Source organism: Maritalea sp. YIW29 (genome assembly GCF_057219265.1).
The window spans coordinates 23,778-42,278 of record NZ_JBXVVF010000001.1 but is presented as its reverse complement, the minus strand read 5'-3'; the positions used below and the strand labels follow the sequence as shown (position 1 = coordinate 42,278).

Annotated in this window: 18 protein-coding genes; 12 read left to right on the top strand and 6 right to left on the bottom strand. The window is 49.2% G+C overall.

What is annotated here, in order from left to right:
* Positions 1 to 98: 98 nt before the first annotated feature.
* From AC2D8L_RS00195 to AC2D8L_RS00150, 10 genes are all read left to right on the top strand, one after another.
* Entirely contained in the window at positions 99 to 578 is a 480-nt protein-coding gene (locus AC2D8L_RS00195; RefSeq protein ID WP_484683435.1) for a DUF2271 domain-containing protein, read from the top strand.
* Positions 579 to 592: 14 nt separating this feature from the next.
* Positions 593 to 2,776, top strand: a complete 2,184-nt coding sequence (locus AC2D8L_RS00190) for a PepSY domain-containing protein (RefSeq protein ID WP_484683434.1) — start codon at positions 593 to 595, stop codon at positions 2,774 to 2,776.
* Positions 2,766 to 3,713 (top strand): FAD:protein FMN transferase, encoded by a 948-nt coding sequence (locus AC2D8L_RS00185; RefSeq protein WP_484683433.1) that lies wholly within the window; start codon positions 2,766 to 2,768, stop codon positions 3,711 to 3,713. Before AC2D8L_RS00190 ends, AC2D8L_RS00185 begins: the two co-directional genes overlap by 11 nt.
* A 228-nt stretch (positions 3,714 to 3,941) precedes the next feature.
* On the top strand, positions 3,942 to 4,700 hold the full coding sequence (locus tag AC2D8L_RS00180; protein ID WP_484683432.1) for a FadR/GntR family transcriptional regulator: 759 nt from the start codon (positions 3,942 to 3,944) through the stop codon (positions 4,698 to 4,700).
* A gap of 137 nt (positions 4,701 to 4,837) precedes the next feature.
* Positions 4,838 to 6,442 (top strand): peptide ABC transporter substrate-binding protein, encoded by a 1,605-nt coding sequence (locus tag AC2D8L_RS00175; protein ID WP_484683431.1) that lies wholly within the window; start codon positions 4,838 to 4,840, stop codon positions 6,440 to 6,442.
* 82 nt (positions 6,443 to 6,524) lie between these two features.
* The gene (locus tag AC2D8L_RS00170) at positions 6,525 to 7,490 is read left to right on the top strand and encodes an ABC transporter ATP-binding protein (RefSeq protein WP_484683430.1); all 966 of its coding nucleotides are present in this window, start codon (positions 6,525 to 6,527) and stop codon (positions 7,488 to 7,490) included.
* Positions 7,487 to 8,443, top strand: a complete 957-nt coding sequence (locus tag AC2D8L_RS00165; protein ID WP_484683429.1) for an ATP-binding cassette domain-containing protein — start codon at positions 7,487 to 7,489, stop codon at positions 8,441 to 8,443. Before AC2D8L_RS00170 ends, AC2D8L_RS00165 begins: the two co-directional genes overlap by 4 nt.
* Positions 8,443 to 9,369, top strand: a complete 927-nt coding sequence (locus tag AC2D8L_RS00160; protein ID WP_484683428.1) for an ABC transporter permease — start codon at positions 8,443 to 8,445, stop codon at positions 9,367 to 9,369. The genes AC2D8L_RS00165 and AC2D8L_RS00160 overlap by 1 nt, the downstream gene beginning before the upstream one ends.
* 4 nt (positions 9,370 to 9,373) lie before the next feature.
* On the top strand, positions 9,374 to 10,282 hold the full coding sequence (locus AC2D8L_RS00155; protein ID WP_484683427.1) for an ABC transporter permease: 909 nt from the start codon (positions 9,374 to 9,376) through the stop codon (positions 10,280 to 10,282).
* A gap of 1 nt (position 10,283) precedes the next feature.
* Entirely contained in the window at positions 10,284 to 11,450 is a 1,167-nt protein-coding gene (locus AC2D8L_RS00150; protein WP_484683426.1) for an aminotransferase class V-fold PLP-dependent enzyme, read from the top strand.
* Here the strand turns inward: AC2D8L_RS00150 and AC2D8L_RS00145 are convergent, their stop codons facing one another.
* Genes AC2D8L_RS00145 through AC2D8L_RS00135 form a run of 3 tightly spaced genes read right to left on the bottom strand, consistent with a single transcriptional unit; the run spans position 11,451 to position 13,325 of the window.
* Positions 11,451 to 11,972: a hypothetical protein gene (locus AC2D8L_RS00145; protein ID WP_484683425.1), complete on the bottom strand. Its 522-nt coding sequence runs from the start codon at positions 11,970 to 11,972 to the stop codon at positions 11,451 to 11,453. It abuts the gene before it with no gap.
* A gap of 33 nt (positions 11,973 to 12,005) precedes the next feature.
* On the bottom strand, positions 12,006 to 12,986 hold the full coding sequence (locus tag AC2D8L_RS00140; protein ID WP_484683424.1) for an NADase-type glycan-binding domain-containing protein: 981 nt from the start codon (positions 12,984 to 12,986) through the stop codon (positions 12,006 to 12,008).
* Between the two features lie 15 nt (positions 12,987 to 13,001).
* Positions 13,002 to 13,325, bottom strand: coding sequence for a hypothetical protein (locus AC2D8L_RS00135; protein ID WP_484683423.1), 324 nt, complete (start codon positions 13,323 to 13,325; stop codon positions 13,002 to 13,004).
* Positions 13,326 to 13,461: 136 nt separating this feature from the next.
* Here AC2D8L_RS00135 and AC2D8L_RS00130 point away from each other — a divergent pair, with 136 nt between their 5' ends.
* Positions 13,462 to 15,216: an ATP-binding response regulator gene (locus AC2D8L_RS00130; RefSeq protein WP_484683422.1), complete on the top strand. Its 1,755-nt coding sequence runs from the start codon at positions 13,462 to 13,464 to the stop codon at positions 15,214 to 15,216.
* Here the strand turns inward: AC2D8L_RS00130 and AC2D8L_RS00125 are convergent.
* Complete coding sequence (locus AC2D8L_RS00125) at positions 15,213 to 15,827, bottom strand: response regulator (RefSeq protein WP_484683421.1); 615 nt, start codon at positions 15,825 to 15,827, stop codon at positions 15,213 to 15,215. The genes AC2D8L_RS00130 and AC2D8L_RS00125 overlap by 4 nt on opposite strands.
* 390 nt (positions 15,828 to 16,217) lie before the next feature.
* Here AC2D8L_RS00125 and AC2D8L_RS00120 point away from each other — a divergent pair, with 390 nt between their 5' ends.
* Entirely contained in the window at positions 16,218 to 16,427 is a 210-nt protein-coding gene (locus AC2D8L_RS00120; RefSeq protein WP_435666492.1) for a cold-shock protein, read from the top strand.
* A gap of 229 nt (positions 16,428 to 16,656) precedes the next feature.
* Here AC2D8L_RS00120 and AC2D8L_RS00115 read toward each other — a convergent pair whose 3' ends face one another.
* Positions 16,657 to 17,373 carry a FadR/GntR family transcriptional regulator gene (locus tag AC2D8L_RS00115; RefSeq protein WP_484683420.1) on the bottom strand — a complete coding sequence of 239 codons (717 nt, stop codon included), beginning with the start codon at positions 17,371 to 17,373 and terminating at the stop codon, positions 16,657 to 16,659.
* Positions 17,374 to 17,406: 33 nt separating this feature from the next.
* Complete coding sequence (locus tag AC2D8L_RS00110; protein WP_484683419.1) at positions 17,407 to 18,498, bottom strand: ABC transporter ATP-binding protein; 1,092 nt, start codon at positions 18,496 to 18,498, stop codon at positions 17,407 to 17,409.
* Positions 18,499 to 18,501: the final 3 nt, after the last annotated feature.

The following is an 18,501-nucleotide window of genomic DNA, read 5'->3' as shown; positions in this document are numbered from 1 at the left end:
ACCTGACAGCAAGCTGAACAAGTTTCTGACAATCGTTCAGCTTGGCGTCAGCCAATTGTCGTTCTGTGGTTTTGCAAACCAACCGCAGGAGATTTTTCATGAAAAAGCGTATGACAAAACTATTGGCCGCCTGTTTGATCAGCACCGCCCTCGTCGCACCCCACACCGCGTTCGCCCGGCCTGTACAAGTGACTGCCCAACTTAAAGGCTATCCCGGTCCACCCGCTTACGTGGGCGTTTATTTGGTCAAACCAGATGGTTCATTTCACTCGTCACTTGCCGTTGCAGGCCAAAAGCAAAAATACCAGGCCCACCTTCGCGGCTGGTATCGCGGCGTATCCCGCGTTGGTCGCATCGATGGCATTTCGGGTGCAAGCGTCGGCGGTGGCCGAACATTAAAAGTAACCGCAGACATCTCCGATGCGCTGATAAACGCTGGCTACAAAATCCAAGTCGACACAGCCGTTGAAGACTTCGGCGAATATCGATCTGAAGCGTCAGTCGCTCTTGATCCCAACAAGAAAACCAACACAGCAAACGGACGGGGTTTCATAAAATCTCTCACCGTCAAAATGTAAACAGCGAGGCCACCATGAAGAAGCTACATCGCTACATAACATTTCTTTCAGTCCTAGTGATTTTGCTCCTGTCCTTAACAGGGGCGATCCTATCGCTAAAACCAGCGCTCGACCATTGGAGTACCACTCTACCGACCCAAGAACGAACCGCTGCTGAGGTGGTTCTGCTGATCACCCAAAATGTTGCCGGTGTCGAACGAATTGAAAAGAAGGCAAGCGGCAAAATTGTTGCCCATGCCTTCAATCAAGACGGCGTGCAAACATTGCTGGTTAACCCGAACAACGGCGCAACAACACAAGTCTCAACGCCTTCTAGCTTCTTTTCCTTCACAAGAGAACTACATCGCTCACTATTGCTTGGCATGACTGGCAAAGCATTAGCGGGTCTGGCCAGCCTAAGCATGGCCATTCTTTGTATCTCTGGCATCTTGCTTCTCGTCCGGCGATTTGGCGGCTGGAAAAAACTATTGAATCCCGTTCGGGGTAGCTTTTTCCAAAAGTGGCACACCGAACTATCTCGTGCGGCGGCAGTTGGACTGATGTTTATCAGCTGCACCGCAGTCTATATGTCCGCAACCTCATTTGAGTTGGCGCCAACCGCGACCAGTTCAACTCTGGAATTCCCGACGAATACAGCAGTTGGCACACCGATGCAGGCTGGAGAAATGACAGCATTTCAGCAGTTGAACTTAACCGACCTGCGCGAAATCCAATTCCCGTTTCCTGACGATCCGTCCGATGTCTACACCGTCAAAACCGCCAGCGGCGTGGGCTATATCGACCAAGTTACTGGCCAATGGCTCGGTTTCCAAACCAATGGCACTGCACAGAACATTTATGAGACCATCTATATGTTGCACACCGGCCAAGGCCTTTGGTGGTTTGGCCTGGTCTTAGGCGCCACCTGTTTGGTTCTTGTTGTTATTTCAATATCCGGTCTGGCGATTTGGGCGCAGCGACAGCTCAAAGCGGTGAGAATTGCCGACAACTCCTCAGTTAAGTCCGCTGACATTGTGATTGGCGTGGGCAGCGAGGGGAATGCGACTTGGGGATTTGCCAAAACGCTGCACCAGTCATTAATAAATGCTGGCCATAGACCACACACCGTAGAGTTAAACAAACTCAACGCCGCTCATTTAGAGGTCGGCAAATTCATTGCGCTAACCTCAACCCATGGCGACGGCGATGCACCCAGCAATGCAGCACAATTTGTCCAAAACATTCAATCATTCAACCTACAAAGTGCCCCCAAATTCGCAGTGCTCGGGTTTGGAGATAGCGGATTTGAACATTTCTGCGCCTTTGCGCACGCGTCGGATAAGGCATTGTTCGATAAAGGAATGCAACGCGCCTTGCCAATTACAAAGATCGACAAACAGTGCGTACAAAGCTTTGCGAAATGGGGAAATAGCCTTGCGCCAATCCTGGGGCAAAATCTAAAACTCGAACATCGTTTGACCACACCAAAGACCAGCGCCCTCACCCTCATTCACCGGGAAGATTTCGCGGTTGGAAGCGAAGAACCAATTTCAATATTGAGGTTCGCCGCGAACAAATCCGACGGCAAATTGCCAAAATTTGAATGCGGAGATCTTGTTGGCATCGTTGCAAATGAAAACGCTGCTCCACGATATTATTCGCTGGCGTCGTCTCACAAGGACGGTTTTCTCGAAATCTGCGTCAAAAAACATCCTCATGGCCTGTGCTCAACTTACTTGCACAACCTTGAGCTTGGTCAAAGCATCAACCTGTTCACCAAATCCAACGCAACATTTCGAATTAAAGACACGAGCGCGCCAACCATTATGGTTTCTGCCGGCACTGGCATTGCTCCATTAATCGGCATGGCGCGAAGAAATCAAACCGGCAATCCCATTCATCTTTATTGGGGTGGCAGACACCCGAACCGGGACTTCCTTTATCGCGAAACCATGCAAAATTGCGCCCGCGACGGTCGAATTAGCGCCCTCAAAACAGCATTTTCACGCATTGAAAACGGCAAATATGTTCAAGCCGACATCGCCTCGGACGCAACGAAGATCCGCGCTTTGATTACCCAGAACGCTCAAATCATGGTGTGCGGTGGCAAGGAGATGGCTCAATCCTTGCACGAAACAATTGATCAAATCATTGCGCCGATCGGCTTAAACGTCGCGACGCTAAAGCATGAAGGAAGGTATGTTGAAGATGTCTATTGAGAACGAAACCCGCAAAAAATTCATCATAAACGGCCCGACGATGGGAACGCGATTTAGCGCAATCTTTTATGCTCCGATGAACACACCAACTGATGAAATCGAAACCGCACTGCACCACGTCGTCAGTGAAGTTGACCATCAAATGTCCACCTGGAAACCAAATAGCGACTTGATGAAACTAAATGCGACTCCGGTGGGACTATGGAAAGAAATTCCAACTGATCTATGCATGGTTTTGGAGATGGCGTCGCAAATCCAAGCCCTATCAAAAGGTGCCTTTGACGTTGGTGTAGGTGAGCTTGTAAATGCCTGGGGCTTCGGCCCAGAAAACGACATGCCGTCGGCCACGCTCATCAAAGAATGCGCTAACGCAACCGCACCAAACAATAAACCAGCATTTGAGGTCGATTTTTCCAAGAACTTAGCCCGGCGCATTTCACACCGAGAGATTGACTTGTCCGGCATTGCTAAAGGCTATGGGGTCGATCAGCTCGCGCGCATTCTAAACACCTATAAAATATATGATTTTTTGGTTTCCATAGATGGTGAAATGCGCGCATCTGGCAAGCATAGTTCAGGCGAATGTTGGACTGCGGCTGTTGAAAAGCCACTCATTGAGGAAAGGCAGGTCGCCAAAACATTCGAACTTGAAAATGTCGCCGTTGCCACTTCGGGGAACTATCGCCACTTTTTTCAGATTGGCGAGCAACAGGTGTCCCATACGATGGATCCGAAAACTGGCAAGCCGACCAACAACAACATCTCTTCAGTGACCGTTTTTGCGACGTCCTGCGCAAAAGCGGACGCTTGGGCGACAGCGATTTGGGTAAACGGAGTTTCAGCTGAAACCCAACCTTGTCCTGACAAAGATGTTTTAGGCATTTACGTCATTTTTGACGACGGAAGCGACTTGGAAATCCCGGTTCACGCAAATTAGGATCAAAAAATCACGCGTGTCGCCAACTCCGGTTCAAGCAACACCACAACCCTGCCATAACGCCAACAATTCCGGCCATTCGCAATGATTTTGCGATGGCTGATTGTTGTTCGATCATGGCAAAAATTCAGAAAAATTTGACGACTATTGTGCATATTATCAACAAGCGAGTGTTGACTCTCAAAGTTGTCAGACATATTACATCATATAAATACGAGGAGCGCGCATTTGGCCGACGTCAAATCGAAATCGAAAAAACAAGAGGCATCCAAAAGCGCTGCAAAGCTGCTGCCTAAGATTGTTCGCAAGAGCCGAACCGTTGAAGTCTTGGAAGCACTTGTGCACATGATCGAAGCTGCAGGACTGCAAGTTGGAGACTCTTTGCCTTCTGAAACCATGCTCGCAGATCAACTCGGCGTTGGACGCTCCACCATACGTGAAGCGCTTAACCGTTGGGAAGGGCTTGGGCTCGTTCGACGCCGTAGAGGATCTGGCACATACATTACCGCAAACATTAAGTCTTCCGTTGGGCTAAGCTCGACCGCAACAAAGTTGGAAGCTGAAGGTTTGCTCCGTATTCTGGATGTAAGGCGGACACTTGAAATAGAAGTTGTTCGACGCGCTGCACAAAACATCTCAGATGTTCAAATCACGAAAATGCAGACAGCTTACAAAAAAATGGCGCGGCTCGTAAAAGAGGGGCTGCAATGGCGTGAGGCAGATCATGAATTTCACGGTGTTATTTACGAAGCAAGCGGCAACACCATGTTCGGCCAGGTGATCAGGGATGTCGACGACGCGTTTCACGCATCAAAAGTATCGAACTCGCCCTTTGAAGATCCTGTATTTGGATTTCGTTCTGTGCCCCTTCACGAAATGCTCTGCGACGCCATCGCCCGTCGCTCCCCAGATGATGCAATTGTATCAATTTTAGAAATTCTGGATCTGGTTGAACAGGAGGTTCGATCAGTTTCTGAACCCGAATAAAACGTCCCCTCCACCGCGCGAAGAGGGACGAATAAAATAAACGAGCGCGCCAAATCATTCTGACAGCAGAACACCCCAAAAGCGATGTCATTTTTGGGAACGGAAGAGTGTGTCTGCAAAAAAAGGGAGAAGACAAAATGAAACGCATTTTTAAACTGGTGGGCATCTTGGCCGCCGGCTTGATGATTGGATCGGGAGGTGCCAACGCTCAAACAAGCGTAACGGGTTTCCACGACAGTACATCAGGCACCTACATGGACTACATGAAAACAGTCTATGCGCGCGCTGGTAAACCAGAATTGCTTCAACTGCCCCTCACCGCTTTCGATAAAGAGTTCGATCTTGTCGGACTTGCCGCTGAAAGCTGGACGCAGTCTGAAGACGGCCTAACTTGGACCCTCAATCTGCGTGACAACCTCACGTGGTCAGATGGCGTACCACTTACAGCTAGCGACTACATTTTCTCGCTAGAGCGAGCAGCGACATCTGGTTATGACTTTGCATGGTATTGGGATTTCGCCGGTGGCATCAAAAACTGGAAAGCCGTTACTGAAGGCACCATGGACGTAAGTGAACTTGGTATTGGTTCACCAGACGCACACACAATCACAGTGACAACTGAAACAGCAAAACCATATCTGCCAAGCGTTGTATCGCTTTGGTATCCTGTGCCACGTCACATTTGGGCTGAGCATGGCGATGAATATGCTGCCAACGTTGAAACACTTGTTTCTTCAGGTGCTTTCAAATTGGAAAGCTGGGAAAAATCAACCAACAAAATGGTTTTCTCCAAACGCGACGACTATAAAGGCCCATGGCCAGCTATGGTTGATCAAGTTGTCATCGATCCATCTGTTGGTGCACCAGAAGTTGGCTTCCCAGCCTATCTTGCAGGCGACACCGACTTGACCAACCTTAACGCAGGTCAAATTCCGTTTGCAGAAGCAAAATACAAAGAGCAACTGCGTACAAACGCTATTTTCGCTCTTTCATACTTCTCATTCGATTTGGATGCAGAACCATTTAACAACCTAGATGTTCGTAAAGCACTTTGGTACGCCATTGACCGCGATGAAATGACATCAACGGTTCTTAAAAACTTGGCTATTCCAGCTAAATCTTTGTTGGCACCGGGCTTCCCTGGCTACAATGAAGAGCTAACCAAATATGCGACATTTGATGTTGCAAAAGCTAAAGAGCATTTGGCAAAAGCTGGATATCCGAATGGCGAAGGCTTCCCGAAGATCGAAGTTTGGTATCGCAAGCAAGGCGGCTATAACGGTGCGATCACCGCTCCAATGTTGCAGTACCTACAGGCTGAATTCAAAGAGCACCTCGGTATCGAGATGGAAATTCAGGTGATGAGCATCCAAGAATGGATGTCAGCACTATTGGCTAAAAAGAACAATTTGTTCCTAGCGCCATATGAGTTTGATTATCTTGACCCAAGTAACTTCTACGGCATTTTCTATAAGGGCGGTCGCCACAACCACAACCTAGCGTCATATGACGAACTTGTGGCTCAAGCTGACTCGAACCCAGACTGGGAAGCTCGCTTGGAGCTTTATGCCAAAGCTGAAATGGAATTGATCAACAACGTGTCGATTATTCCACTTATGCACCCAATCACTACGTCACTTATCAAGAACGAAGTGACAGGTGATGGCACCACGCCAAACGCGCTTGGTTTCTCACCACTGGATGCACGCGTAACTTACTTCTACACTCACGTGACGAAGTAATCTGCATGGGCTGTGCCGTTCATTATTCCTCCCTAGGGTGAGAATGGCGCAGCCCAACTAAACACTGGAGTTTGGTCGACAAATGGCTCTAATTGACATTAAAAATCTGAGTGTTAGCTTTTCAAGCCCAGATGGCGAAGTACAGGCGGTACGCGATGTATCTCTGACGCTTGAAGAAGGACAAAGCCTTGGCGTTGTCGGCGAATCGGGATCAGGCAAGTCCGTATCCCTCATGGCATTGCTAGGCCTATTGTCGCCGCACTCGGCAACCGTAAACGCGGCAAAGTTAGAAATTGACGGCGTTGACATGCTTAGCTGTTCAAAAGCCGAATTGATCAGTATCCGCGGCAGGACCGCTTCACTAATTTTCCAAGACCCAATGGCTTCGTTTGACCCACTGTTCAAAATTGGCGATCAGCTGGCGGAAACGATCCTATCCCATTTTAAAGTTAGCAAAAAAGAAGCGATGATGCGCGTAGAGCGCATGTTAGATCGCGTAGAAATGCCCGATTCAAAAAGAGTCATGTACAGCTACCCTCACCAATTATCCGGCGGAATGCTTCAGCGCGCAATGATCGCGATGGCACTCATCTGTGAGCCAAAAGTTCTCATCGCTGATGAACCTACCACCGCCCTAGACGTCACAATTCAAGCGCAGATTTTGCAGCTTATTGGTGACTTGCAGGAAGAGACCGGCATGGGCCTCATCATGATCACGCATGATCTTGGCGTTGTTGCTGAAACCGTGGACCAGATTGTCGTCATGTATGGTGGCAAAGTGATGGAACAAACCTCTGTTTTCGATTTGTTTGAGACACCGCGTCATCCCTATTCCAAAGCACTGCTGGGAAGTATTCCTGGCCTCATACCTGGAAAACGAAAACTAAAAGAAATCCCGGGCCAATCCCCCAACCCAGTGTCACCACCAAGCGGTTGCCCATTTCACCTTAGGTGCGAACAAGCAGACGACAGCTGCACACAGGCATCACCAGAATTGACCTACTGGGACCAACAACACGCAACGGCGTGTTTGAAGGTGGCATCATGAATATGGCACTTGAGATCAACGCGTTATCAAAGAGCTTTTACAAAAAGCAAAGCGCGGCGGGTCTTTTTCGCTCTGAACTTGTTGAACACTTGGCCGTTGACAATGTCAGCATCCAAATACCTGAACGCAAAATTGTTGGCCTTGTGGGCGAAAGTGGTTCGGGCAAATCAACAGTCGGGTTGATGGCCATGCGATTGCTGGAGCCTTCAAGCGGTAACATTGTCCTTGATGGCAACGACATCACAAAACTCTCGCCCGAGGAATTAAAACCTCATCGCGCGAATATGCAGATGATTTTCCAAGACAGCTATTCGTCGCTCAACCCAATGATGACCCTTTGGGAAATCGTAGCCGAGCCGTTTGTCATCCATAAAATGCACACCAGCGCTGAGCGTCGTTCCAAAGCCAAAGAGTTACTCGACATAGTGGGTTTGAGCAGCGCATATGCGAATCGCTATCCACATGAGCTGTCCGGCGGGCAACGCCAACGCGTCTCCATCGCACGTGCTCTTGCGCTAAGACCCAAAGTTCTGATTGCTGACGAGCCTACATCTGCATTGGATGTTTCGGTAAAAGCACAAGTGATCAATCTCTTGCACGACCTTCAGCAAGAAATGGGTCTTTCAATCCTCTTCATCAGCCATGAACTATCTGTGGTGCGTTCTCTCGTCGACAACATTGTCGTGATGCATCGTGGTCGGATTGTTGAGCGAGCGGAAACAGAGCAAGTGTTCCAAAATGCCCAACATCCATACACCCAATCTTTGTTGGACTCCATTCCAGTACTCAACCCACACAAGCGCCGAAGACGTTCGTTTTCTACAGCCGAAGATTTGAGCCGAAACAAACCGAAGTTCCCGTCAGAAATGTTCACCTCCGCCACTGATCCAAATCTGGCGATGGTGGCAGAAAACCACTTTGTAGACGCACACCGTTTAGAAGGGACAGCATGATGCTTGGATATATCGTTCGTCGACTACTATCGATCAGTGCGACCTTTATTGTCGTCTCAATTCTTGTTTTTGTCATGATGCACGCCATTCCTGGCGGCCCGTTCGATGCCACTGATATGCCGGTGTCTGAGGCAGTGCAGGCAAAAATTATCGCGCAATATGGCTTAGACCAACCGCTACATATCCAATATTTGAAATATATGTGGGGGGTCTTACAATTTGACTTTGGCATACCCTATCAAAGCCCCGGCGAAACCGTGGTTGAACTGCTCAGTCGCGCTTGGATACCAAGTCTCGTCCTCGGGGGTGCTGGTGTGCTGATCGGTGCACCATTGGGCATCGCACTTGGCCTTTATGCAGCGCTTAACCGCAACAGCTGGGCCGATTACTTGGCGTCCGCAATTGCAACCTTAGGCCTCACAGTACCTGTGTTTGTTATCTCAATGCTACTCATCTTGGTGTTTTCGGTTTGGCTGGGGTGGCTTCCAGCAAGTGGCTGGGGCAGTCCAGACAAATGGATTTTACCGATTGTTGCCTATGCTGCCATTCCGATGGCAACCTATGCGCGATACACGCGCTCCGCCATGTTGGACACGCTCAACAAACCGTTTGTAACGGTATTGCGCGCCAAGGGGCTTTCCGAACGTGACGTCATTTTCAAACATGTCCTGCGCAACTCCGCCATTCCGATGGTTACCGTGTTTTTGCCGATGTTCATTGGCACCGCAACGGGCAGTATATTTGTTGAAGCTATGTTCCGCGTGCCCGGACTAGGTGCTTACTTTGTTTCAAGTATTGAATCCCGAGATTACCCGCTTGAAATGGCACTCGTACTCATCATCACCATTATGTTCTGCGTTGCATATTTCTTAGCAGACATTGCCTACGCGCTGCTAAATCCGCGCATCCGATTGGGAGGCAAGTAATCAAATGACAACGACAGATACAAGCACGAGCATTACAGCTCAAACACAAGAGCTGCCGACCAAATCACACGGCGCGGCTTACTACGCATGGCACCGCTTCTTGGCCAATAAAGCTGCGGTTGTTGCAGGGCTCTTGCTGTTACTCATTCTACTGATTGCAATCTTTGCCCCATTCCTAACCGGTGCCGGACCAAATGAGCAAAAGTTCCTAACGACGGCTTTAGCGTTCCCCTCCTCCGAACATTGGTTCGGCATCGATGATCTTGGTCGAGATTATTTCTCTCGCATAATTCACGGCGCACGCGTTTCAATATCCATCGGTTTGGTGGCGGCCTTGTTTAGCGTTTTGATCGGGTTGCCGCTCGGAGCGATTGCCGGTTATTTTGGTGGTGGTATTGATTGGTTCATCATGCGCATCATCGAAATTTTCTCAGTCGTGCCTCCCCTGATGGCGGCGCTTTTATTGGCTGCGCTCACCAAAGGCGGATATTTCAACATCGTGCTCATCGCAGCCCTGTTTGGCTGGGTGCAAGTTTGCCTGATGGTTCGCGCTCAAGTGATGGCATTTAGAAGTAAAGAGTTCATTCGAGCAGCCCAAGCCTTAGGCGGTTCCACTTGGTACATCATTATGCGCCATATTATTCCAAACTCAATCTCGCCGATTATTGTCGGCTTCGTTTTGGCCATCCCACTCGCCATGATGCTTGAAGCCGGATTGAGCTTCTTAGGCGTTGGCATTCCGCCGCCAACACCTAGCTGGGGCCAGATGATCAATCTTGGGATCAATTTTATGTTCTTTTATTGGCACTTGGCTTTGTTCCCCACGCTTGCTTTGGCGATTACCGTTTTAGTTGTGACAATGTTTGGCGACGGGCTTCGTGATGCCCTCGATCCAACACTCAAGGGTCGATAAAATGACGACAAATTTCGCCGACTATTTCTTGCTCCAAAAAGGGCTAACGTTCCTCAACCATGGTTCGTTTGGCTCCTGTCCAAAACCTGTTTTTCAAACCTACCAGGATTGGCAACTGCGATTGGAACAGCAGCCAGTAGCCTTTTTGGACCAAGAACGCGATCTAATCGAAAATCTATCCAAGCCGCGCGAAGTGCTGGCAAAAATGTTCAATACCTCGCCACAAAATCTTGTGCGCGTCACTAATGCCACAACAGGTTTGAACGCCATCGCGCGTTCCATCGCTTTGGCAGATGGCGATGAGATTTTGACCACCGATCACGAATATGCGGCGGTTGAAAACACATGGGAATTTCTGGTGCGCAAAGTTGGCGCCAAAGTTGTACGCGCAAAAGTCACATTGCCGCTCGTGTCCAATGAACAGTTTTTTGACGACCTTGTCTCACGCATGAATGAGCACACGAAAATCTTACTGCTCAGCCACATCACGTCTCCCACGGCTCTCCATTTCCCGATCAAAGACGTGGTTGATGAAGCCCGACGGCGCGGCATAATCACAGTGATTGACGGTGCACACGCACCTGGTCTTATCGACCTCGACCTTGATGAGCTGGGCGCAGACTTTTATGTCGGCAATTGCCATAAGTGGCTACTCGCGCCCAAGGGCGCGGGCTTTTTATGGGCACATCCAAATTGGCATCAAAAGCTGGAACCGCTTGTCATCAGCCATGGTTGGAGCGTTAAGGACCGAAAAGAGGATCGCACGGCATTCCTAGACAGTTTTGAAATTCAAGGCACGCAAGACCCATCCGCATGGCTGGCCGTGCCCGCCGCGATTGAGTTTCGCGATACGCATAATTGGGAACAGGTCAGCCGGGCCTGCGATTTGTTGGCGCAAGAGACGGCACAACGCATTGCAGACATTACAGGACTAGAACCACTTAGTTCTCCAAAATTCTGCTCTCCGCAAATGATTTCTATGCCAATGCCGAAAACAGACTGCCACGCGTTGAAGAACTTTCTTCTAACAAAATGCAATATTGAAATGCCGGTATTTGACTGGCAAGATACGACCATCATCAGACTGTCCGTCGCCGCGTATAATAGCCAAGGTGATATGGATCATTTGGTGAACTCAGTAGCTGCCTATATTAGGCAACAGGCCTGATCATTCCAATCCGAGTTTGCAAACCTCTCTAAATTTTGCCGCCCCGGCGGCAGTTCCCTTGGTGCCGAAACTATAGACAATTTCACCATCCTCATTGAGAACATCAAGTTTGGTCGCGCGGGCTAATGCGTCAATACCGGGCTTGCCGGCATGGATGGATCCAAGCCAAGCCTGATCGCCCAACCCGCCATCAAAATAGTACGCGTCCCACCTTTCACGATAAAGCACGCCTCCGCGCATCGTATATAAAAGCGACAATTTTGCCGTGTCACCATCTTCGCCATAAAGCCGTGGCAAGGCGGGGCCAAAGAACTTCACACCAAGCCGATAATCTTGCCAATCATGCTGATCACATCCAAATTCAAACCCGAATTCGTGCATTTGGATGCTCATGGACGCTTGCTCGACGCCTGACCGGTTTTGACCTTCGTGAACGTTCCATTCCTGAGCGTTTGCACTTGCATAGCTCAGCAGAAAAACCACGAGCGCGGTGACCAATTGTTTGAAATTTCCCATATTCATGTCTTTCCGCTCTTTTGCCAGATCGGCATTATCCTAAAATCCAAAATCTGCCATCACAAAGCTGAGGCAGGTATCGTCATATTTCTGCCCTTCATAGACGCCCAAGATGGTGATCAGTATGCCGTTCGGGCTGATCATTTCGCCCAACAATATTTCTTGCACGCCAGTTTCATCTCTTAATGTGCGCACCCAAGTTCTGCCATCATCGGTTTTGATCTCGATCTGGCGAACACGCGAGTTTTCAATGAATGTTTTCGTTGTCTTGTCATATCCGTTGGCAATCATAAGTCGGTCAAATGATGGAGGATTGTCGCCTTCCGCATAAGGTTGAAAAGAGAGTTCGATCCCAACGCCAATGCCATAACCTTGTTCGCCCTCACACCATGCACCTTCACCGCCCAAATTGTCGGGCCCATAAGAATATTCTTTTTGGGCAGGCAGTTTACTCAACACGCACCAAGTGGCCGATTTCGCACCCTCAGCACCAAATTCCTCCGTGTGGCAAAAAACATCACCTGTTTGTGCAACAACGTCCTTTGATTTCGGCCCTTCCACTTTCTCAGTTTGCTTCGGCTTTTCAACCTCAACATGATCTGCATTGGCGGCAGCAATGCACCCCGCAAGCGCCGTTTGGCCATGTCCTGCCAAACTCCCGTCTTCGTTGTAAAAGTCCTGGCTTGAGTTCAGGATCATATCCTCGAAATTAAGGCTGTGGCTTTCTCGCATCGCAACAGAGCCCTCGATCCAATGCTCAAGAACAAATTGCAGCATCCCGCCTTCTTGTTCCGCACCACCAAAGGTGAAATGAGGCTGATAAGCGCCATTTTGGTGTGAATGAAGAAGAATTATGTTTCGTTCCAAATCATAGCCAAATTCAATTTTTTCGCCAAAATCTGTGCCTGTCTCAAATAGACAATTGTAGGTCTCCCACGCGGCATATGAGGGAACAGACCAAGCCGAGACTGCAATAGTGGCTAACGTCGGCACCAAGGCTAGTTTGATAAAATGAAACATAACTGATCGCCAATTCTACTTCTCGAGTTTGCAGACAACTTCATAACTACCAGAGTTTTGACGAATTCCGATATAGCCGCGATATGCCCAGTCTTTGCGTCCCTGTTCGAGTGAATATGATGATGAGTAAAAACCAACGCCACAATAATGACCAAAGCCAACGCAACTACCAGATACACCATTGCAGCCGCTGTCCGTATAAAGCCCCTGCTGATTTCCATTTTGGTCAACGAAATAAAATGGTGCGCTCGTGCCTGCAAAGCTAGCCGTCGGCAAAGCAAAGAATATTGCGCTCGCAACCAATACTAAATATCCAATGACTCTATGTCTCAAAAACATGTTCAATTCCAATCGAGTGTATAATCCAATGTAAAAACTAGATAGGTGAAACCAATTCGGGTCAATTAGGACAGATGTACTAGTGCAACTGGCTTATTTACCGAGTAGGCTTTTGATTTGTGCTGAAAGCCGGACAATGAATTCTGCCTTTTCTACAGCTGTTGATTTCCAAGCCGACCGCGCTCGGCTATTTGCCCGGGCACCAGCCAAAATCTTCTTCGGTCACATCGCATCAGCCTGTGTGTTGATCTATTTGGCGTGGGACGTTTTGGCCCTTCACTGGATTTTGCTTTGGGCAATACTGGAAATCGTGATCACCCCAACACTGCTATATTTGCTCGGCAAGCAAGCTGAAAAGGCTGATGATACTGGCCTAAGCCTAAACGTTTGGCAGAACCAACTTCACGCCCTCTTTGCATTGGTTGGCATAAGCTGGGGCACCTTTGCTTTTTTCGGCCTTGATGTACAAAACCCGGCCCATTTCTCCATGCAAATGGCAATTGTTGCTGGGGCATCTGCTGCCGCGGCGCGATCGCTCGGTATCTTCAAATTCTCGTTCTTTTTCTACGAAATTCCGTTTACCGGTCTGCTTGCCATCCGTATCTTTATGATGGGTGGTGACTTTATTTTATTGGGTATACTTGTTGTTATCTTCATGCTGATGATGTGCGGGTTAGCCAATGATACCAGCGAAGAACTGTCCGACTATTTAGCCACCAAACTTGAAAATCTCGACCTTGCCGAAAAGTACCGCACTGCCGCAAAGGATGCTGACCGCGCCAATGCCGCAAAGACACAGTTTTTGGCGCAGGCAAACCATGATCTGCGCCAACCGATCCACGCAATCGCACTGCTCAGCGAATGCCTAAGGGACCAAGATCTCGATGATGAGGGCAAAGAAATTGTCGATACGATTGATACGTCTGTCGACAATCTATCTAAACTTTTCAAATCCTTACTCAACATCACATCTCTGGATTCCGGCGGACTTCAACCCGAAATGTCCAGTTTTTCCCTCGATGAAGTTTTGCGCCAAACGGTCCGACAGGCCCAGCCAGAGGCAGAAGAGCGCAGTTGTGAACTTCGGCTAGTTACGACATCTCATTGGGTTAAAACCGACAAAGCTTTACTCACCTCAATTTTGCAAAATCTTGTTTTTAATGCAGTGAAATATGCGCCAAATGCCAAAATCCTGGTCGGCGCACGCATTGGCGGCGCCGATGTTTCCGTGCACATTCTTGACCAAGGCCCAGGCGTTCCCGATCACCTCAGTGCCAAAATCTTTGATGAATTTGTCCGCGGCAATCCCCATGGACCCGGGCGAACTGACGGGTTAGGGCTGGGCCTATCCATCGTGGCGCGAACGGCAGAATTGCTAGAACTAGATGTGGCGTTTCGGTCAGAGGAAGATGTTGGAACCCATGTCAGCATCAAAGGGTTGCAACACGTCGAAAACACCACACAACCTGCGGATAAGACGACAGAGATAAATCTGCAAACATCATCAAATGTCAACGTTCTGATTGTCGATGATAATGAGGAAGTCCTGTTTGGCATGCAAATGCTTTTGCAAAAGTGGGGCTATGAAGTGACTGCGCGCTCACCTAGCGATCCAATCGATATCGCGCCGGATATCATTCTGATGGACTTCCACCTCAACGGCCCACAAAACGGCATTCAATTGGCGAGGGCAATCGCAGCTAAGCATGCCGCCCCAATCCCAACAGTCATCATAAGCGGCACGATCAGCGAGGAAATGGAAACATTGGCGCGAACTGCTGGATTTTGGACCTTGAGCAAGCCTGTTTCTGCGCTTCAACTTAGGTCTGTGCTGCTCGCGATGGCAGCTGCGGTTGGTGACAGAGACGATTCAAGCAGAATTGAGGTCTAAACCAACCCATGCAGCACCGCCAGCGCTGACGCGGCCGATCGTGTATTCACGCCCAATGACCTGAACAATGCTGATATATGCGCTCGAACGGTAAACGGAGATATATCAAGTTCACGCGCGATTTCTTTGTTCGTTTTGCCCTGCCCCAATCGTATCAGCACGTCAATATGACGTTGCGGGAGAGCGTCCATGGGATTTGGGTTCGTCAGTTCATCTGGCGCGCTATCGAGTTGAACGACGAGTTCGCCCTCGACGACTTTGGTGATTGCTTGCACCATTTCGTCAGGCGGAATCGATTTGGAAATGAAGCCATTTGCTCCTGCATCCATCATTTGCTGCGCAATTTGGCCATCATCGGTCATCGACACAACAACAAGTGCCGTGTGCGGATACGTCTTGCGTAAAAGACGAATGGTGTCAGCACCCTGGAATCCTGGGAACACCAAATCAAGCAACATGAGCGTTGGCACAGGTTGTTTTTGCGCTTCCAGCATCAAACTCTTGGTGTCTGCAACTTCAGCAACCACGCACGCCATCACGCGCTGAACAATGCGCCTCAACCCTTCGCGAAACAGCGGGTGATCATCGGCAATTATGATTTTGTCGCTCATTACCGCTCTTAACTACTCAAACAAGTACTTGGTCAAGACAAAAGGTACTGGCACTAGCTTAGACCAATACGGCAGCGATTGACCAGTAGACTAGTTAAATCTGGCCTGCGTTTTAGCTTTGAAAACCTTGTGCAAAAAACAAGACCTATCAACTTGGGCGAAAATCAATTCAATATAGCACTCGCTTTTTGCTCAATTCGCTTGATTTTTCTGCTAGAAACATCCATACAGTCGAAATACGTTACAGCCATCATTGGCTAACTGATCTGCCGGCTTGCCGGTTTGCTTGGCTTCCCCTGATTTAGCGAACGTTTAAAACCGTGTACATGTTGTACGCGGGAAAATCGCTCTTACGCCTACGGCTTCGGGCATATTTATAAGGTATCAGCCATGACAAACGGCACAGTAAAATTCTTCAATTCCACTAAAGGCTTCGGCTTTATTACCCCTGACGATGGCGGCAAAGATGCATTCGTGCACATTTCAGCTGTTGAACGTGCTGGCCTTTCAGGTCTAGCTGACGGCCAAAAAGTTTCTTATGAACTTGAAAGCGGTCGTGACGGCAAAGTTTCTGCAACTAATCTTCAGTTGGCAGACTAAATAATTCTTCAGGGTCGCCTTTTATAAGGCGGCCCTGTTTCTATTCTCAGACGACCCAAGTACTTTCAGCGCCATTACGATATGCGATCGCCATATTGTGGTGCAAAAACCACTCCCCCACATTCGCGCACTTAACCTGAAGACTTTTAGTCTTCGCACACAAAGCTTTGCCGTGCTTAAAATTCAATTATGTGGCAGGTTTGTTGCGCTATCGCAGTATATTGAGCGGTTAAGATAACCGGTTGGACATCTCTTCAATGTCCTTTTCCACACATTCCAGCAACTCCAATGTTTTGGCACGGCTTAGTGGAACGTTCCGCGCCGCGATCGCTTCATAGAGTTCTCGGTGCAGTGGAAATGAGCTCGAGCCGAAGTCCTTGCGATCATATGGTTGCGCAAAAAATTGCCTAAACGGGCCACGCATACTTTCAATGATCTGCTCAAACATTGGATTTGCGGCCGTTTTGTAAATCGACAAGTGAAAAGCCAAATCCTCATCAAGCGCAGCGCCGGTCTCATTGTGCACGCGCTCCATCTCGATCAATGCAATTTCGATCTTGCGGATGGCTTCGTCGGTGCCCCGAACACAGGCGAGAGCCGCCGCTTCAGCCTCAAGTGCCCTACGGACATCAAGGGCCAGCAACAGACCTTCGCGTTCAGTGCTGAGCGCTAAGGGCACCAATATCTCATTGGTGTCGGCTTTGCGGCGCAAAAATGTTCCAGATCCGCGCTTGATCTCTAGCACGCTCATCGCCTGCAATTGCCGTACAGCTTCTCGGATCGATGAGCGACCGACGCCCAATGCAGCCATCAATTCAAACTCTGAGGGTAGACGATCCCCCTCATTGTAAGCATTCGTCTTAAAAAACCGCAGCAATTGATCGACTACGGCATCTGACTTAGACGCCGTAGAAATCCGCTCCAAACCGTGCAATTTTTCATTCATGATGACCCCAGTGCGAATCGACGTATTCGGTTATTACACTCTTAAACCAGAGTTTGCGTCAAATACACTAAATCCGCCAGCCCGAAGGCTGACCTGAACTGTGTCACCAGACTTGATGCTCGATTCTGGGTCCACGCGCATAACCATTTGCGTTTCTCCAATCGTTCCCCAAACAAGGCGTTCAGACCCAAGCAGTTCCACCAAAGAAACGTCAAGCGTGTAACCGGATTTCTCCGCCGTGGTGACATGCTCTGGGCGAATTCCAAGTTCAACCTTAGTGCCCGCCTCAGGCGTGCTGTCGAGTTCGCACTCATTAAGTGGAACTGTGAAGTCAGCGGTCTTAATCTCACCGTTTGACGTCACTTCACCCGGGACAAAGTTCATGGATGGCAGGCCGACAAATTGGGCAACATATCGATTTGCAGGTCGTTGATAGATTTCTTCGGGCGTCGCCAACTGTTGGACAATACCGTCTTTCATAACTGCAATGCGATCAGCCAAGGTTAGAGCTTCAACCTGATCATGGGTCACATAAATCATCGTCGCCGCGAGTTCCTGATGCAATCGCTTCAATTCGACCCGCAGCTCAGCACGAAGTTTTGCGTCAAGGTTGGAAAGCGGCTCGTCAAATAGGAACACATCGACTTTACGCACTAGCGCGCGGCCAATTGCGACCCGTTGGCGTTGCCCGCCGGACAGTTCGCTTGGACGACGGTCCAATAAGGGTTCAATTTGCAACACACGGGCTGCCTCATTGACCAAGCGCTCAGCTTCGTCCTTAGGCACTTTGTTCATGCGCAGACCAAAGCCAAGGTTTCCGCGAACGGTCATATTGGGATAAAGCGCGTAGGACTGGAACACCATGGCGATGCCGCGGTCTTTTGGCTCTTCCCAAGTAACGTTGCGTCCGCCGATCCAGACCTGACCACTACTTGCTTCTTGGAGGCCCGCAAAAGTGTTGAGCAATGTAGATTTGCCACAACCCGATGCCCCCAGCAACACAAGGAATTCTCCCTTGCGAATATGCAGATCAAGCTTTTTCAAGACTTCCACCGCACCAAACCGGACACTTAAGTCCCGCGCGCTAACGTGAGAATCTTCGTTCATTTCAATTGATTGCGTCATGGC

Bases quoted from the DNA above. Each gene is read 5' to 3' on its own strand.
- AC2D8L_RS00130 (WP_484683422.1), top strand. From the start codon at position 13,462: ATGAATTCTGCCTTTTCTACAGCTGTTGATTTCCAAGCCGACCGCGCT.
- AC2D8L_RS00150 (WP_484683426.1), top strand. From the start codon at position 10,284: ATGACGACAAATTTCGCCGACTATTTCTTGCTCCAAAAAGGGCTAACG.
- AC2D8L_RS00195 (WP_484683435.1), top strand. From the start codon at position 99: ATGAAAAAGCGTATGACAAAACTATTGGCCGCCTGTTTGATCAGCACC.
- AC2D8L_RS00185 (WP_484683433.1), top strand. From the start codon at position 2,766: ATGTCTATTGAGAACGAAACCCGCAAAAAATTCATCATAAACGGCCCG.
- AC2D8L_RS00190 (WP_484683434.1), top strand. From the start codon at position 593: ATGAAGAAGCTACATCGCTACATAACATTTCTTTCAGTCCTAGTGATT.
- AC2D8L_RS00140 (WP_484683424.1), bottom strand. From the start codon at position 12,986: ATGTTTCATTTTATCAAACTAGCCTTGGTGCCGACGTTAGCCACTATT.
- AC2D8L_RS00120 (WP_435666492.1), top strand. From the start codon at position 16,218: ATGACAAACGGCACAGTAAAATTCTTCAATTCCACTAAAGGCTTCGGC.
- AC2D8L_RS00135 (WP_484683423.1), bottom strand. From the start codon at position 13,325: ATGTTTTTGAGACATAGAGTCATTGGATATTTAGTATTGGTTGCGAGC.
- AC2D8L_RS00155 (WP_484683427.1), top strand. From the start codon at position 9,374: ATGACAACGACAGATACAAGCACGAGCATTACAGCTCAAACACAAGAG.
- AC2D8L_RS00110 (WP_484683419.1), bottom strand. From the start codon at position 18,498: ATGACGCAATCAATTGAAATGAACGAAGATTCTCACGTTAGCGCGCGG.
- AC2D8L_RS00165 (WP_484683429.1), top strand. From the start codon at position 7,487: ATGAATATGGCACTTGAGATCAACGCGTTATCAAAGAGCTTTTACAAA.
- AC2D8L_RS00170 (WP_484683430.1), top strand. From the start codon at position 6,525: ATGGCTCTAATTGACATTAAAAATCTGAGTGTTAGCTTTTCAAGCCCA.
- AC2D8L_RS00125 (WP_484683421.1), bottom strand. From the start codon at position 15,827: ATGAGCGACAAAATCATAATTGCCGATGATCACCCGCTGTTTCGCGAA.
- AC2D8L_RS00145 (WP_484683425.1), bottom strand. From the start codon at position 11,972: ATGAATATGGGAAATTTCAAACAATTGGTCACCGCGCTCGTGGTTTTT.
- AC2D8L_RS00160 (WP_484683428.1), top strand. From the start codon at position 8,443: ATGCTTGGATATATCGTTCGTCGACTACTATCGATCAGTGCGACCTTT.
- AC2D8L_RS00115 (WP_484683420.1), bottom strand. From the start codon at position 17,373: ATGAATGAAAAATTGCACGGTTTGGAGCGGATTTCTACGGCGTCTAAG.
- AC2D8L_RS00175 (WP_484683431.1), top strand. From the start codon at position 4,838: ATGAAACGCATTTTTAAACTGGTGGGCATCTTGGCCGCCGGCTTGATG.